Source organism: Ensifer sp. ENS02 (assembly GCF_014851885.1).
Lineage (GTDB): Bacteria > Pseudomonadota > Alphaproteobacteria > Rhizobiales > Rhizobiaceae > Ensifer > Ensifer adhaerens.
The window spans coordinates 126,148-141,107 of sequence record NZ_JACVAO010000004.1; the positions used below are offsets into that span (position 1 = coordinate 126,148).

At 63.8% G+C, this 14,960-nt stretch carries 17 protein-coding genes; 3 read left to right on the plus strand and 14 right to left on the minus strand.

Annotated elements, in window-relative coordinates:
• Nucleotide 1: 1 nt before the first annotated feature.
• Both IB262_RS10205 and IB262_RS10210 read right to left on the minus strand, forming a co-directional pair.
• On the minus strand, nt 2-169 hold the full coding sequence (locus IB262_RS10205) for a hypothetical protein (RefSeq protein WP_089042981.1): 168 nt from the start codon (nt 167-169) through the stop codon (nt 2-4).
• Nucleotides 170-365: 196 nt separating this feature from the next.
• Complete coding sequence (locus tag IB262_RS10210; protein WP_034789805.1) at nt 366-821, minus strand: SRPBCC family protein; 456 nt, start codon at nt 819-821, stop codon at nt 366-368.
• A gap of 169 nt (nt 822-990) precedes the next feature.
• On the opposite strand from IB262_RS10210, the gene IB262_RS10215 reads away from it, so the two are divergent.
• Nucleotides 991-2,049, plus strand: a complete 1,059-nt coding sequence (locus IB262_RS10215; protein ID WP_034789808.1) for an adenylate/guanylate cyclase domain-containing protein — start codon at nt 991-993, stop codon at nt 2,047-2,049.
• Nucleotides 2,050-2,101: 52 nt separating this feature from the next.
• Here IB262_RS10215 and IB262_RS10220 read toward each other — a convergent pair whose 3' ends face one another.
• From IB262_RS10220 to IB262_RS10275, 12 genes are all read right to left on the minus strand, one after another.
• Nucleotides 2,102-3,154: an alpha/beta fold hydrolase gene (locus IB262_RS10220; protein ID WP_034789810.1), complete on the minus strand. Its 1,053-nt coding sequence runs from the start codon at nt 3,152-3,154 to the stop codon at nt 2,102-2,104.
• Nucleotides 3,141-3,662 carry a gamma carbonic anhydrase family protein gene (locus tag IB262_RS10225; RefSeq protein WP_348646896.1) on the minus strand — a complete coding sequence of 174 codons (522 nt, stop codon included), beginning with the start codon at nt 3,660-3,662 and terminating at the stop codon, nt 3,141-3,143. Before IB262_RS10225 ends, IB262_RS10220 begins: the two co-directional genes overlap by 14 nt.
• A gap of 114 nt (nt 3,663-3,776) precedes the next feature.
• Complete coding sequence (locus IB262_RS10230; RefSeq protein WP_034789812.1) at nt 3,777-4,109, minus strand: cupin domain-containing protein; 333 nt, start codon at nt 4,107-4,109, stop codon at nt 3,777-3,779.
• Nucleotides 4,110-4,122: 13 nt separating this feature from the next.
• Complete coding sequence (locus IB262_RS10235; RefSeq protein WP_192493538.1) at nt 4,123-5,127, minus strand: zinc-binding alcohol dehydrogenase family protein; 1,005 nt, start codon at nt 5,125-5,127, stop codon at nt 4,123-4,125.
• Between the two features lie 27 nt (nt 5,128-5,154).
• Complete coding sequence (locus tag IB262_RS10240) at nt 5,155-6,033, minus strand: 3-keto-5-aminohexanoate cleavage protein (protein WP_034789814.1); 879 nt, start codon at nt 6,031-6,033, stop codon at nt 5,155-5,157.
• A gap of 39 nt (nt 6,034-6,072) precedes the next feature.
• Nucleotides 6,073-7,014 (minus strand): dioxygenase, encoded by a 942-nt coding sequence (locus tag IB262_RS10245; RefSeq protein WP_034789816.1) that lies wholly within the window; start codon nt 7,012-7,014, stop codon nt 6,073-6,075.
• A 19-nt stretch (nt 7,015-7,033) separates the two neighbouring features.
• Nucleotides 7,034-7,819, minus strand: a complete 786-nt coding sequence (locus IB262_RS10250; protein ID WP_051659176.1) for a glutathione S-transferase family protein — start codon at nt 7,817-7,819, stop codon at nt 7,034-7,036.
• Nucleotides 7,820-7,828: 9 nt separating this feature from the next.
• Entirely contained in the window at nt 7,829-8,872 is a 1,044-nt protein-coding gene (locus tag IB262_RS10255; protein ID WP_034789818.1) for a branched-chain amino acid ABC transporter permease, read from the minus strand.
• Complete coding sequence (locus tag IB262_RS10260; protein WP_034789820.1) at nt 8,872-9,750, minus strand: branched-chain amino acid ABC transporter permease; 879 nt, start codon at nt 9,748-9,750, stop codon at nt 8,872-8,874. Before IB262_RS10260 ends, IB262_RS10255 begins: the two co-directional genes overlap by 1 nt.
• Nucleotides 9,751-9,761: 11 nt before the next feature.
• Nucleotides 9,762-10,490 carry an ABC transporter ATP-binding protein gene (locus IB262_RS10265; RefSeq protein WP_034789822.1) on the minus strand — a complete coding sequence of 243 codons (729 nt, stop codon included), beginning with the start codon at nt 10,488-10,490 and terminating at the stop codon, nt 9,762-9,764.
• On the minus strand, nt 10,490-11,236 hold the full coding sequence (locus IB262_RS10270) for an ABC transporter ATP-binding protein (protein ID WP_034789824.1): 747 nt from the start codon (nt 11,234-11,236) through the stop codon (nt 10,490-10,492). Before IB262_RS10270 ends, IB262_RS10265 begins: the two co-directional genes overlap by 1 nt.
• A gap of 96 nt (nt 11,237-11,332) precedes the next feature.
• On the minus strand, nt 11,333-12,616 hold the full coding sequence (locus tag IB262_RS10275) for an amino acid ABC transporter substrate-binding protein (protein WP_034789825.1): 1,284 nt from the start codon (nt 12,614-12,616) through the stop codon (nt 11,333-11,335).
• Between the two features lie 251 nt (nt 12,617-12,867).
• On the opposite strand from IB262_RS10275, the gene IB262_RS10280 reads away from it, so the two are divergent.
• Both IB262_RS10280 and IB262_RS10285 read left to right on the plus strand, forming a co-directional pair.
• On the plus strand, nt 12,868-13,908 hold the full coding sequence (locus tag IB262_RS10280) for a LacI family DNA-binding transcriptional regulator (protein ID WP_034789827.1): 1,041 nt from the start codon (nt 12,868-12,870) through the stop codon (nt 13,906-13,908).
• A 223-nt stretch (nt 13,909-14,131) separates the two neighbouring features.
• Nucleotides 14,132-14,896, plus strand: a complete 765-nt coding sequence (locus tag IB262_RS10285) for an SDR family oxidoreductase (protein ID WP_034789829.1) — start codon at nt 14,132-14,134, stop codon at nt 14,894-14,896.
• The last annotated feature ends 64 nt before the right edge of the window (nt 14,897-14,960 follow it).

Here is a 14,960-nt window from a genome sequence, read left to right on the forward strand (position 1 = left end):
GTTAGCCTGGCAAGCTCGGCGGCGCGATAAACTGATAGTACGACCACACCGCAACCAAGGCGGCTATCAGTGCCAGCCAAATCAACGCCTTCCGCGGCACAGGGCTGGCCGGCTTCGCCTCCTTTTTCGGCTTTGGTCGTTCAAATTTGATGATGTTGTTGTCGTCCATTCGCTCCCATCCCGAGTAAACTCATACATGTCCCGGCGCGTTCAGCCAGCGCACCGCAATGACATGTACCGCCTAACGTCCTGATTTGGCATCAATAAGATGTGAAAGCAGGTTCGCGCCAATCCCAAGCAACATGGCATTCCAACGCCGTCGTCAAGCCTTCAGGCCCAGTCGTGGCAGGCAAGGGACGTCTGCATCAAGCCGCGCCGTCGCGGCCGAGCCAGGGATCGGGGCCTGGATCGCGGCCCGACGCAACCTGGCCCAGCCGCTCCAGATAATGTGCCCAGCCTTCCGCATGGCCGGCGCATTGTTCGGCGCTGGGCAGACCCGTTTGCGTAAGGCGCAGCAATGTTCCGGGCGGCTGCTCGATCAGGTCGATCTCGATCAGGCTCGAGCCGGGCGGGACAATGTCGCTGCCTTCCCAGCCGAAGCTATAGGCGAGCCGATGCACCGGCACGACCTCGCGGAAAGACCCGCGGGCAAAACGGGCCCCGGTTACGTTGACGAGATAGAGACCGCCGGGCTCCGCCTTGGTGTCGGCCTCCGTTCCCATCCAGCGCAGGATCTTTTCCGGGTCGGTCAAAAGAGCGAACACTGCGGCGGGTGGCGCCGGAATATGCGCTTCGCGGCGGACGACGAGGGCTTCTGGCATCGGTCTTCCCTTTGCTGATTGGCCTGCCTGCGGCTTGAGAGTCCTTCTGCAGGCTGCCGCAATCATAGACCGCCGTGACGGACGGCGCCACCGTCCGCCCCTGACTTGCGCGCAGCGCGGCGGCGGGAAAGGGCTTGTCCATAGGGCGCTCGACCCTATCCTCTTCGGCATGGATTTGTCCGCCCCCCTTGCCTGGCTCGTGGACGAGGCAAGCGCCTCGCAGGAGCCGGACCGATTCCTGTCCGACATTGGCCGCCGGCTCGTCGCCGACGGTCTGCCGCTCTCGGGCGGCGCGCTTACGCTCGCCGTGCCGCATCCGATCATCGCCCGCCGCACCTGGCTTTGGCGAGCCGAGACCGGCGTGGTGATCGAGAGCCTGGGCTTTGCCGGCGCCGTCTCCGACCGGGCGGGAGAGGAGTGGCTGGCCGGGCTCGGGCCACTGCTGCAACAATCGACCGGTTCGGGGAACGAACGCGCGCCGCTCGGCTGGGCCGGGACGCGCCCGTTCGGCCCGGAAGAGACGGCGCGGCTTGGTGATGTCGCGCGCTTTGCCGTCGCGCCCCTGGCGGTTCTTGCCGAGCGGGCCGCGCTCACCGCTCTGCTCGACGCCTATCTCGGCCGCCGCAGCGCCGCCCGTGTCCGCGCCGGAGCGCTCACCCGCGGCACCGGTGAAACCATTCGCGCGGCCCTGCTCTATGCCGATTTGCGCAACTTCACGGCGCTGTCCGAAACATCGGAACCCGCCGTGGTGATCGCGGCCCTCGACGCCTGGTTCGATCGCCTCGCCGGCGCGATCCATGCCTTTGGCGGCGAGGTGCTGAAATTCATCGGCGACGGCGTTCTGGCGATCTTTCCGGTGAGCGGCTCGCCGAGCGAAGCCTGCGACGCGGCCTTGCGCGCGGTCACCGCCGCGCGCGCCGGCATGGCGCATCTCGACCAGGCCCGGCAGGCCGAGGGGCTACCGCCGCTCTCCTTCGGCGTCGCCCTGCACCTCGGCGACATTCTCTGGGGCAATATAGGTGCCGCCGATAGGCTCGACTTCACAGCCATCGGCCCGGCGGTCAATCTCGTCAGCCGCCTGGAGGGCCTGTGCCGGCCGCTCGGCTGCTCCGTGCTGATCTCCGGTGCCGTGGCTGAGGCCGCGTCGACGCCGCTGCTGCCGCTCGGCGAGCATCCCTTGCGCGGCATCGCAGCACCCTGCGCCGTCTTCACCTTGCCGGACGCGTGACGCAGCCCTTCCACGGCCATGCCGTGAACGGCGAAGCGTCCGTCTTCGACGGTCACACGCGCGTGCGCTCCGCCACCCAGTCGGCGACAAGCGGGCGGTAGAGCCAGGGGATGTTGTTGCAGACGTGGTTGCCATCCTCGAAGATGTGCAGTTCGGCTCCACGCGCACAGATATCTGCGCATTTTACCGCTTCGGAGGGTGGAAAGATCTTGTCGCGTCCGCCGTGGAGGATGAGCGCCGGGGCGGTCGGCGGCGGGCAGCGCGCCAGCGTGAAACGGTCGGCACGTTCGCGAACATCCGCGCCCCCGAGCGAGAAGCGCATGTTGTCGCGATAGACCTGCGGCAGCGCGTCCCAGAACCCACCGAGATCGAAGAAGCCGTTGATGGAGACGACGCCGGCGAGCGTTGGCACGGACGCGGCGGCGCGCAGGGCAAGAAAGCCGCCGAAGGCCATGCCAACGAGCGCGACCTTGCCCGAAAGGCGCGGGTGCGCCTCTACCGACCGGATGGCCGCCTCAACCGCCGAACCGATGTCCGGGCGCAGCGTACCCATCGAACGGCCCTCACCCTGGCCGGGACCGTCGAGCGAAAGGGTCGCAACGCCGCGGGCATGAAAATGCCGCTCGAAGGCCGGGAATTCCTCCTTGGTCGAATCCGAGCCCGGGATGATCAGCGCCAGCGGGTGTGTGCCGTCTCCGTTCGGCACGCGAAGAACGGCCCGAAGCTCGCCGTCCTCAAAGGGCACAGCGACCATCTCGCCAGGCGGATCAAGCAAGGGTGCCGCGAGACGGTAGAGTTCCACCTTTCGCGTGGCGGCCCTCGCCTTTGCCTCCAGATCCTCGAAGGCCATGAATTGTCCGAAATGATAAAAAAGACTGGCGCGGGCATAGGCTTCGCCGGCGGTCACGTTGCGGCCGGCGACCAGAGCCGCAGCGCCGAGCTCTGCGTGACGCTCGCCCTCCTCGCTCCAGGCAGCAAGCCACTTCTGCCAGACGCCGGCTCGCTCGATGACGGCACGTGCGGTTGCCGACGGGATCCCGGCGACCTCCATGCGCGGGAGCCAATGCTCGACGACACTGACCAATCGGTTCTCATTCTGCGTCATGCATGTTCTCCCGCATGATGTAATTGCTTGGGTCCGCCCCCGACGATACGTGTTCGACGGAGACCGGCTGGAGATCCCCGGGATAGCTCCGGGCTTTCGCGCGATAGCGTTGCGCCCCGATCGACAAAGCTTCGGCCGTCTTTCCGTCAAGAACGCGCACGACCTGGGCGGGCACCCCGAGGACCAGAGAGCCGTCCGGGATGACCATGTTTTCCCGCACCAATGCGCCGGCGCCGATCAGGCATCGCTCACCGATCTGCGCGCCGTTGAGGATCACCGCCCCCATGCCGACGAGGCTTCCCTTGCCGATCCGGCATCCGTGAATTGTGGCGTTGTGTCCGACGGTAACATCCTCGCTTATCTCCACGGGGTATCCGGGATCGGTGTGAACGACGCATCCGTCCTGGACGTTGCAGCCGCGCCGAAGGATGATCGGCTCGTTGTCGCCGCGCAAGACGGCGTTGAACCAGATACTGACATCCTCTTCGAGCCACACGTCGCCGATCACCACGGCGCCGGGCGCGACGTAAAATCGTCCATTGGCGGGAACGCGCGGCGCGCGCGCGCCCAGCTGGTAAAGACCCGATGAAACCATCAAATATTCTCCGTTCTGCGGCGGCGCTCAGGTCGGCATGGCGAGCAGGATGGACGCCGGCGCATTGGTGCGGTTGGCGAGCGCACGCGCCTCGCCGGGCGCAAGCCGGCAACTGTCGAGAAAGCCGAGCGTGACGCACTCGCTGCCGGTTTCGACCGTCACCTCTCCGGCAACGACGATGTAGATCTTCTCGACCGTGGCGTCCTTCAGCGACGTATGACCACCGGGCAGGAGGTGCGACAGGCCGATCCAGATCGTATCGGTTGCCGTCGCCTCCTTTCCCTGGAGCCGCAGGCAGTGCATGCCGTAGTGCTCCGGCGCCTCATAGGATCTGGCATCGCCGTAGCGCGTCACCTGCATCGTCCGCTCCTCCTCAGGGCACCAGCAGCACGCGCTCGGGCGTGCCGCGCAGCACCGAGGCGTAGGCCTTGGCGGCGTCGGCAAAGCCATAGACGGTCGCCGGATTGATCGGGAACGGCTTCAACTTGCCTTCCTCGAACTTCGGCTTGAGCTTGTCGAAGATTCGGGCACCCTCGACCGACGACAGCGCCAGCGTGTCGATGCCGATATATTTGTGACGCCCGCGGAAGAAGTTGAAGATATCGAACGGCACGGCGCGGTCGAAGGTGGAAATGAAGACCTGGCGCGCCTGCTTCGCCATCGCGTTGTTGGCGATCTCGAAATAGGGACTGCCGACCGTGTTGAAGACGATGTCGGCCCCGTGGCCGCCGGTCTTTTCGCGCACGATCGCCGCAACGTCATCCTTGGCGCTGTTGAGCATTTCGACCGGCGCGTTGGTGTGCGCCAGAAGCGGCTGCTCATTGTACTCGACCGCAAAGACCTTGGCGGCGGCCATGGTCGCGAGCTGGATGACCGCCTGCCCGACCTTGCCGTTGCCGCCGCAGACGAGCACGACATCCGTCGGCTGCACGCCGCCGGCTTCGCGCAGGCCCTCAAAGGCGGTGATGAACGGCACGCCGATCGAGCCCGCTTCCTGCATGGTGAAATTCGCAGGCTTGGCGCGCACCGCTTTCTGGTCGAGCACCATCCATTTGGCGTGGCTGCCGTCCTGGGTGATGCCGAGTTCGCCGCCCCCGCCCCAGATTTCCATGCCGATCATCGACGACGGTCCTTCGCGCACGATGCCGCCGAAGTCGCGGCCCGGCGTGCGCGGCCAGATGGCGTGCGGCATGTGCCCGAGGGATGCCTTCACGTCGCTGGGATTGACCCCCGCCGCGACGATCTCGACCAGCACCTGCCCGGGACCCGGCCGCGGCACCGCGACATCGACGACGTCGATCTTGAGATTGTCGAGATCGGGGGATTTTTCCGTCACCCTCAGCGCTCGGGCGATCTTCGCGTCCACCTGAATGTTCATTCTATGCCTCCTTGCAGAAATCGATGCCTATGCACGCAGTCCGAGAATTTCGCGGGCCTGGGAGGGCTCGGCGATCCGGCCGCCGAGCTTCTCGATCAGGTCTCTTGCCCGCTCGACCAGTTCGCCATTGCCTTTGGCGAGCACGCCCTTGGCGATGTAGGAGTTGTCCTCCAGGCCAACCCGAACGTGACCGCCGAGCAGATAGGCCTGAACGGCCATCGGGAACGACATTCGACCGACGCCGAAGCCGGTCCAGACGGCGTCGCCGGGCAGCATGCGCGCCGCGGTCGCCATCACGTCGGTGGTCGAGGGAAAGCCGTATTTGACGCCGGTGACGATCGTGAACATCGCCGGCGACTTCAGCACGCCGGCTTTCAGGAGGTCCTGCGCGAGCTGGATGTGGCCGGTGTCGAAGACCTCAAGCTCCGGCTTGGAGCCCGCCTCGTTGATAATGTCGGCCATGATCTTGACGTTGGCCGGCGTGTTGATGACGACCTCGGAGCCGAAGGTCATGGTGTTGAGGTCGAGCGTGGCGATATCAGGCTTCAGCGCGACGATGTGCTCGACCCGCTTTTCCGGCCGCATCAGCGTCGTGCGTGGTCCGGCGACCGCCGGGTTCTCGTCGCTCGGGTGGTAGCGGCCACCGGGCCCGGTCGTGACGTTGAGGATCAGCGCCGTGTTCTTGGCCCGGATGAGCTCGACGACCTCGCGGTAGTACTTTAGCTCCATGGAGGGCTTTGCCGTAACCGGATCGCGCACGTGGATGTGGGCGATCGCCGCGCCGGCATCGGCCGCCTCCAGGCAGGCATTGGCGATCTCTTCGGGCGTGACGGGAAGTCCGGGATGGTTTTCCCGCGTCGTAAGATTGCCCGTGACCGCGCAGGTGATGATGACGTTCTGCTGCATCACAAGCCTCCCGCGCCAGGGCGCGACCTGTTTGATCTCTCAGCCATGGTGCGCCACCTTCTTTCCGGAGATCGGAGGCAGCGGCAGGACCGATTGACCCTCCACCAGCTTGAAGTGATAGTTGCAGCTGTAGAAGGGCGCCGCGGCGCCCGGAAACTCCGGGTCCGGGCTATCGTGGCGGAAGAATTTCCCGACGATCTGCTGCTTCGCGCCGAAGACCACGTCGTTGACCAGGGCCTCGTGACTGTCGGAGAAGATCTGGGTGACGAGCGTCTTGTAGCCCGGCGCCGAGACGATGAAGTGGATGTGGGCCGGACGCATCGGTGTCCGCTTCTGCGCTCGCAGCAGGTCGCCAACCGGCCCGTCGGTCGGAACCGGATAGCCTGCCGGCTTCACCGACACGAAGTGAAAATGACCGTCGCCATCCGTGGTGAAACGGCCGCGCAGGTTGAAGTCGTCCTGGGTCTCGTCCTGGTTCTCGTAAAGCCCGACCGGGGACGCCTGCCAGACATCGAGGGTCGCCCCTTCGACGGGTCGGCCGGCTGGATCGGTCACTCGCCCGGTGAAGTAGAGCTGCGATCCCGGCGTATCCGAACGGGCGATGCAGTCGCCGTTTAAGCATTTCGGCGCACCCCCGCGATAGAACGGCCCCAAGAGCGCTGACAGCGTCTCGCCCTGCATGCCGTCATTGTTGATCAGGTCGATCAGCGTCGAAGCGCCGAGCACGTCGGCGGCAAGCACGGTCTCGTTGTGCGCCTCGTTGGTCGCCTGGCCGACCGCCGTGATCCAGCGCAGGGCGTACTCGAATTCCGCCTCGGTCGGGCGCGCTTCCAGCAGGAAGGCGTGCAAATGCCTGACCATCGTGTCCATGATCTGCTTGAGCCGCGGATCGTCGCCGCGCGACATGGCGGCAAGCACCGTCGGCGTGACGTCGGCCTCCTTGGAAATCAGTTTTGCCTCGGGGCTGATATGGCTGTTCATCCCTGTTCTCCTTTCCGCGTCACAGGCCGGACCCGGCGAGCCGAAGTTCGGGCTTGGCCGTCTTCAGGTGCGGATATTTTTCGGTCAGCAGCGACCCGTAGTAATAGGTTTCAGCGAAGGCGCCGGTTGCGCGGATGGCATCGAGCCATCTCTGGATCGCCGGCATCTCCGCCCACATCGAGGACAGTCCGATATCGTCCATCCGGACGATCACCGGCATGATCGCGATATCCGCCAACGTCAGCTGATCGCCCATGACCCACGGCCCGCCATTGTCGGAAAGCCACGCCGCCATGCGCTGAACGCCGCGCTCAAGGCGGCCGAGCGCTTCTTCCATTTCCGGCTCGGGAAAGCCGCTTCGCCCCATCTTCATCAGGAACTCGCGGCGAAGCGGCTTTGCATCGCAGACCGCCTGGAACTCCTCCGCCGTCATCGCCTGATAGTGCGGCAGGAAGGCGAGGTTGTAGGAAGGCACGCGGATCGCCGGTGTCGGCACTTCGTCGATGAAGCGCATCATTGCCCGCATCGTCGCCGCGCCGAAGGCGTCCCTTGGCCGAAGCCCACCAGGGAGAATGTCTTCCAGATACTCCATGATGACGGCGGAATCGGTGACCGCGCGGCCCTGGTGGACGAGCGAGGGCACGACGCCGTTCGGGTTGATCGCCAGATATTCGGGCTTGAGCTGGTCACCGGTGAAGAGATCGAGCTTGTGCTCCTTAAAGGCGAGGCCCTTGGCGTTGAGAACGTATCGCACCCGTTGGCTGCACGTCGATTGAGGGGCGTTGTAGAGGATGAAGTCCTGCATCGTCGCCTCTCAATCCCAGTTGAGGACGCGGGGCAGCTTGCCCTTGCGGGCGAGCGTTCCGATCACGCCGTTCGGGAAGAACATCAGCCCGAGAACCATGACGAAACCGGTCGCGAGAATGTTGATCTCGGAGGCGCCGAGGGTCGCCACGAAGATTTCGTTGAAGGCGACGATCAGGATCGCGCCCACGACCGGCCCCGCAATCGTGCCCTTGCCGCCGAGAATGCACATCAGCACCAGGTTTGCCGAAACGAGGATGATCAGGAAGATGTTCGGCCGGAGATAGGTGAGATACTCACCCCAGACTGCACCGGCCATGCCGACAAAGAAGGCGGACAATGCGAAGGCCAGCACCTTGTAGAAGCGGGTGTTGATCCCGGCGCTTTCCGCTTTGACCTCGTCCTTGGAGAGCGCGCGCAGGCCAAGCCCGAACTTGGAATGCTTGATGCGATAGGTCGCCCACACGGTGAAGGCAGCCATCAGCACGAAGGCGTAGTAGTAGGGCAGCTTCGCCGTCTGAACGGGCAGATCGGTTACCGGCAGCGACAGGCCGTTGGCGCCGCCGATGAACTCCCAGTGGTCGAACAGAATACGGGCGATCATCAGGAGCGCGATCGACGAGATGATGAAGCTCGGGCCACGAACCTTCAGCGTGATGAGGCCGACTAGATAGCCGCAGGCCGCGGCCGCCAACCCGGCGAGCGGTGCCGTCAAGAGCGACGAGATGCCGTATCGCGCCAGGAGCACGCCTGAAAAATAGCCGCCGATCGCGAAGAACACCGCGTGGCCGAGCGAGATATAGCCGGCGAACCCGCCGATGATGTTCCAGCCGCTGGCCATGACCGCATAAGAAGCCGTGAACAGGACAAGGTGCAGCAGGTAGTTGTAGTTGCCGGTTAGTTGCAGGAGCGGCAGGGCGAGCAGCACACCGAGAACGGTGAGAGGGAACCATGTGGCGCGGGTCTGGTCATGCTGGCGCGCAAGCTTCTGGTTGTGAATGCGACGGGCCTCGAGCACCGAGCTCGCGTCGGCTTGTTGTAGGTTTACGGCCATTATGCCAACTCCGGTTTTTCGCCGAACAGGCCCTGGGGACGGATCAGCAGGATGACGAAGAGTGCGAGGAAGAAGGTCATGGTCGACCAGGTGGCGCCCACCCAGGTGCCGACGAATGCGGCGATGACCGACAGGAGAAGAGCGGCGACGACGGTGCCGAGCACGCTGCCCATGCCGCCAAGGACGACGACCGACATCAGCATTGCAATCCATTCCCACTGCTTGGCGGGGAAGAAGCTGAAGACGAAGCTCACCAGCGAACCGGCAGCACCTGCAAGCCCGATGCCTATTGCAAAGGCGATCATGCTGATGAGGTTGACGTTGACGCCGAGCAGTTCGGCGGCCTCGCGGTTCTGCGTGGTGGCGCGGATGGCGTAGCCGAGCCGCGAGTAGTTGAGGAACAGCGTCAGCGCGCCGATGATCGCGAGTGACACACAGCCGGCATAGAGTTGCCCTTTCGGGATGAACAGGCTGCCGATGAAGAAGGCGTCCGTCGCATATTCCGGCGAGGTCACGCGCTGGGTGTTGGTGAAGGCGGCGCCGAGGAAGCCTTCAACGATCATCGCCAGCGCGAAGGTAAGAAGTACCGTCATTTCCGAGTAGCGGGCGCTTTTGGCCTGGCTCTCGAACATCAGGCGATAGAGCAGCACGCCGATCGCCGCCATGATCAGTGCCGCGATCGGCAGCGTGGCGATCGGGTCGAGGCCCCAGAGCTTGAAGGCCCAATAGCTGACATAGGCGCCGCAGATGATCAGCGACGGATGGGCCAGGTTGACGATGCGCATGACGCCGAAGACCAGCGAAAGTCCGGACCCCATCAGCGCGATTACGCCGCCGAGCGCGAGGCCGAGTATCAGTATCTGAAGAATGTCTGTCATCACGTCCTCCGCTACGCGACCTTGCGGCCGCCGAGGTAAAGTTCCTGGATGCGCGGGTCCGCCAGAACCGCCTCGGCCGGCCCCTCGAAGAGGGTGCGGCCGAGATCGAGCACAACGCCCCAGTCGGAATTCTTGAGGCCCATCATCGCGTTCTGCTCGACGAGCAGGACGGTGACGCCCTCCTGAGACATCATCTTCATGATGTCGAACATCTCCTGCACGATCTTCGGCGCCAGCCCGAGGGAGGGCTCGTCGAGCATGACGATGTCGGGCTTGACGATCAGCGTGCGCGCCATCGCAAGCGTCTGCTGCTGGCCGCCCGACATGGTGCCGGCATGCTGGTCGGCGCGCTCGCGCAGCACCGGAAAGCGCTCGAGGATTTCGTCGATGCGGCGGTCACGAAGCTTTGCGTCGTTGAGCACATATCCGCCCATGCGCAGGTTTTCGCGCACCGTCATCTTCGGAAACAGCGCCCGTTCCTGCGGTACGAAACAGATGCCCTTGCGCAGGATCTGGTCGGGGCGCAGGCCGTTCAGCCGCTCGCCCTTGAAGATGACGTCGCCCTTGCGGATCGTCAGCATGCCGCAGATCGCTTTCAGCAGCGTCGATTTGCCGGCGCCGTTCGGGCCGATGATGCAGTGGACCTTGCCTGGCTCGACCGTCAGCCGCGCGCCATCGAGAATGGCCGGGCCGTCGCCATAGCCGGCGGTGATATTGGTGACTTGCAGGAGATCGCTCATCAGGCCGCTTCCTCTTCCAGTACGCCGCCCAGATAGGCTTCGAGCACATGCGGATCGCGACGCACCACATCGGGCGTGCCGTCGCAGATTACCCGCCCGTGCGCCATGACCACGACGCGGTGCGAGAGCCGCATGATCAGGTCCATGTTGTGTTCGACGATCAGCACCGTCAGGCCCTTGGCGTTGAGCGCCCGGATGTGGCCGACGATCTCTTCGAGCAGCGTCGGGTTGACGCCGCCGGCGGGCTCGTCGAGCAGGATGATTTTCGGATCGGCCATCAGCAGCGCTGCCAGATCCATCAGCTTCTTCTGGCCGTAGGACAGGTTGTGCCCATCCTCGTAGGCAATGCGGGTGATCCCGAGGAAATCGAGGATCGACATTGCCTTGTCGCGCTCTTCCGCCGAGACCGCCGGCCGGAACAGGTCGGCAAAGCCGCGGCAGCGCGCCTGTACGATCACGTTTTCCAGCACCGTCATGTCAGCGAGGTTGCGCGAGATCTGGAAGGTCCGGCTCAGGCCCTTTGCCGTGATCTTGTGCGGACGCAGATTGTCGATCCGCTCGCCATCCAGCCAGACCTCGCCCGAGGTCGGGACGACGGTGCGGCTGATGCAATTGAAGGCCGTGGTCTTGCCGGCGCCGTTCGGCCCGATGAGTGCCGTGATCGAGCCTTTCTCGACCTTGAAGCTTGCGCCGTCCACGGCGCGAATTCCGCCGTAGTGCTTGCACAGGTTCTTAACCTCGAGCATCCGCGCGATCTCCTTGTACTAGAAATTGGGTAGTAGATGCCTGCCAATCGGGAGGGCGCCTCGCGAGCGAAACACCCTCCTCTGCCTCGCAAAGGGTCAGAAACCGGACTTGGGATAGCGGAAGGGCACGATACCCTCGAACTGGCCGGTCGGGTAGACGAAGGTCAGCTTGCCATCCTGCCACTGGGTCATGATGTGCGACTTTTCGACGGGCAGGCCGAGATCGTCCCAGCTGAAATCGCCGAGCACTGTCTGGACAGGCTGTTCCTTGGTGCGGGCGTGCAGCCATTCGCCCATCTTGGCGTTATCCGTGCTGCCGGCGCCAACCATGGCCTGCTCGATACCCTGGCAGACGGCGAAAGGGATGGCGCTGTCTTCATCCGGCTCGACACCATATTCGGCTTCGAACGCCTTCACAAAATCGGCGTTGTCGAAGGGCTTTCCGGCAAGCGTGCTCTTGAACGGAACATCCTTGTGCCAGGTGGTGTGGATGACGACGCCATCGGCCGCGTCGTTCCCCACACCCTCGATGAACTCCGTCTGGGCACCCTGGCTGAGATAGACGAGCTTTGCCGATGCGCCGACGGTCTTGAGCGCCCGCATGAGCTGGACCGCCTCTTCCGCAGAAGCCGTCAGGCCGACGATCATTTCAGCGCCGGAGCGCTTGATCGAATTGGCAAGGTTCAGCCAGTCGTTGAAGCCTTCCTCGGGCCACTTCTCCTCCATCACCACCTCGATGCCAGCTTCCTTGAAGTAACCGGGCGCGAGGTCGGCGATTTCCTTGTCGTTGGCGGGATCGATCACCTTCTGGCCGAGAAGGCCGGTGGCGATCGCATTGGCGAAGAAGTCGTCGGCATGGACGACGGCGACTGTCTTCGGCGCATCCGCCGGATCCTTGATCTCCTTCAGGAGGCCGATCACGTCCTTGCCTGTGTATTCGGCAGCATTGACCTGGAAATAGAAGAGGTTTTTGTAGCCCTGGGCATAGATCCGGAGCGCACCGCCCGAGGGAACCGGGTGAACCATGTTGTACTTGGACAGAACGTTGCCGACCGGAAAGGTCAAGCGGCTCGAGAACGTACCGTAGACGGCATCGACCTTGTCGACGTTGATGAAGCGTTCGTACTGATTGATGGCCGTCGCAGGGTCGGAGCGATTGTCGCTGACGATCAGCTCCACCTGCTTGCCGAGAATGCCGCCCGCTTCATTGATGAGCTTGTTGCAGAGTTCGTAGCCCCGCTTATGCTTCTCGCCGCTGACCGAAAGGCCACCGGTGATCGGCAGCGATGCGCCGATCCGTATTGTTTCCGCAGCGCTCGCAACGGTGCTTGCCGAAAGCACACTGACGGTTGCTGCCGCGATCAGCCGATTGAGTCCCATTTTGTCTCCTCCCAGACATTTGCGCGCAATCGTTTGCATTGAAGCGAAAAACAAATCGCCCGGCCACGCCGGACGAAACTTGCGCACTGTTCGATCGACGGCAGGCCAGCTCCTCAACTGCCCTGCCGCAAACTGAATATGCAAACGATTGCACATGGGCGATTATGCGCACCGTTTGCGCTTTGTCAAGCATCCATGCGAACGATTGCAAAACCTCCGGCAAGATTTTAAATGGAGGCGAGAGGTGACACATGCAGAAGAAACGAACCACGCTGAAGGACATTGCGCGCGCGACCGGCGTTCATGTGTCGACCGTATCGCGCGCCCTTGACCCGACCGAGCGCAAGAGCATCACGCCAGAGGTCGTGGCGAAGATCCAGGCCGCGGCGGAACGCCTGGATTATCGCCCCAACCGCATCGCCTTCGGGCTTCGCACCAACCGGACGATGACGGTCGGCGTCGTCATTCCGGATATCACCAACCCGATTTTCCCACCGATCCTGCGCGGGATCGAAAGCGTTCTGGAACCGCTCGGCTATGCGTCGATCATCGTCAACACCGACAGCGAGCGCGAGCGCGAGGTTCGCCTTCTCGAAGTGTTGCGCGATCGGGGTGTCGACGGACTTATCCATGCAGCGGTGCTTAGAAGCGACCCCTCGATCGCCAAGGCCGCCCAGGACGGCCTGTCGGTGGTGACGCTGAACCGGCGCGTGGAGAATTCGAACATCCCCTATGTCATCAATGACGAGGACATGGGCATCTGCGAAATGCTGCGCCACCTGACGAAACTCGGCCACCGGCGGATCGCGCATCTGGCCGGGCCGCAGGATCTCTCGACCGGGCAGCTACGCCTGGCCGCCTTCCGCAACGCCGCCAAGAGAATGTCGATCGACATCGACCCGCAGCTCATCGTCACCGCCATGCGCTTCGATGAGGACGAAGGCGCCCGCTGCACGCGCGAGCTGCTCGCCTCCGGAAACGACTTTACCGCCGTGCTCTGCGCAAATGACCGCCTGGCGCTCGGCTGCATCGACGTCTTGCGGGAGAACGGCCTCGACTGTCCATCGGACATTTCCGTCAGCGGCTTCAACGACATGCCGTTCCTGCAACTCGCGCGTCCAAGGCTCACCACCGTCCGCATCCAGCAGTATGATGCGGGCATCACCGCCGCATCGATCCTGCTGCGCCTGATGAATGCCGGCGCGGACGACGACATTCCGCTCGAGACCGTGCTGCCGGTGGAGCTCCTGGAACGCGAAAGCACGGGACCGGTGGCAGCGCAGAAGCGCTGACAATCCCCAGCCGGCAGCTCGCGACGAATCGGCGGTTTCGGTCCCTTCGCACCGCTTTCCCCTGCGAACGCCTCTGCGCGAGCGTTTTCCGCGAACCTTCATGCAATCGATTGCCTATTGTTTCGTGCAATCGATTGCCCTAAGGTCGCATCGATCAACCGTCAAATTGCCGGGCGGACGTTTCCGTCGGCTTGAAAGACATCACGTCAAGAGGGAGGAACTTATGGCGTATCCGCGGTCCTTGGTTGGAAAGACAGTTCTCGTCATCGGCGGAAACGGCGCAATCGGCGCCGCAACAGGGCGCCTGTTTGCAGATGCGGGAGCGACCGTGCTGATCACCCACACGCCGCGTGAACAGGGGGCCGCAAGCGCGGATGCGGTGATTTCCTCCCTTGCGAACGCTGAACGTCATGCCCGATATGCCGTCGACATCACGGATTCCCGCGCTCTTGGCGACCTTGCCCGCACCATCGAACAGAAGTTCGGCAAGCTCGATGTGCTGGTCAATGCCGCGGGCTTCACCAAGCCTATCGCCCACCGGGATCTCGACGCGCTGACGGATGAACTGATCGACGACATCTTCAAGGTGAACTGGCGAAGCCAGTTCGCGGCGATCCGCGCCTTCGCGCCACTTTTGAAAAAATCCGGCGACGGGCTCGTCGTCTCCATCTCGTCGATCGCCGCCTTCACCGGTATTGGCTCGAATATCGCCTATTGCGCCGCCAAGGCCGGCATCGACGTGATGACCAAGGCGCTCGCCCGCGTCCTTGCCCCGGAAATCCGGGTCCTTGCGGTTTCTCCTGGTGTCGTCGACACGCAATTCGTCCCCGGGCGAGGCTCGGACTTCAACGACAAGGTCGCGTCCTCGACCCCGCTCGGCCGCATCGGCGAAGTCGACGACATCGCCGCCGCCATCCTGGCGAGCGCGACGTTGCTCGGCTTTTCGACCGGCCACATCATCCAGGTGGATGGCGGCCGGGCGCTCTGAGACCACAGAACTCCGCATCCGCGCGACAGAGTGGTCGCGCGGATGTCTCGTCCCTCCTATAGTC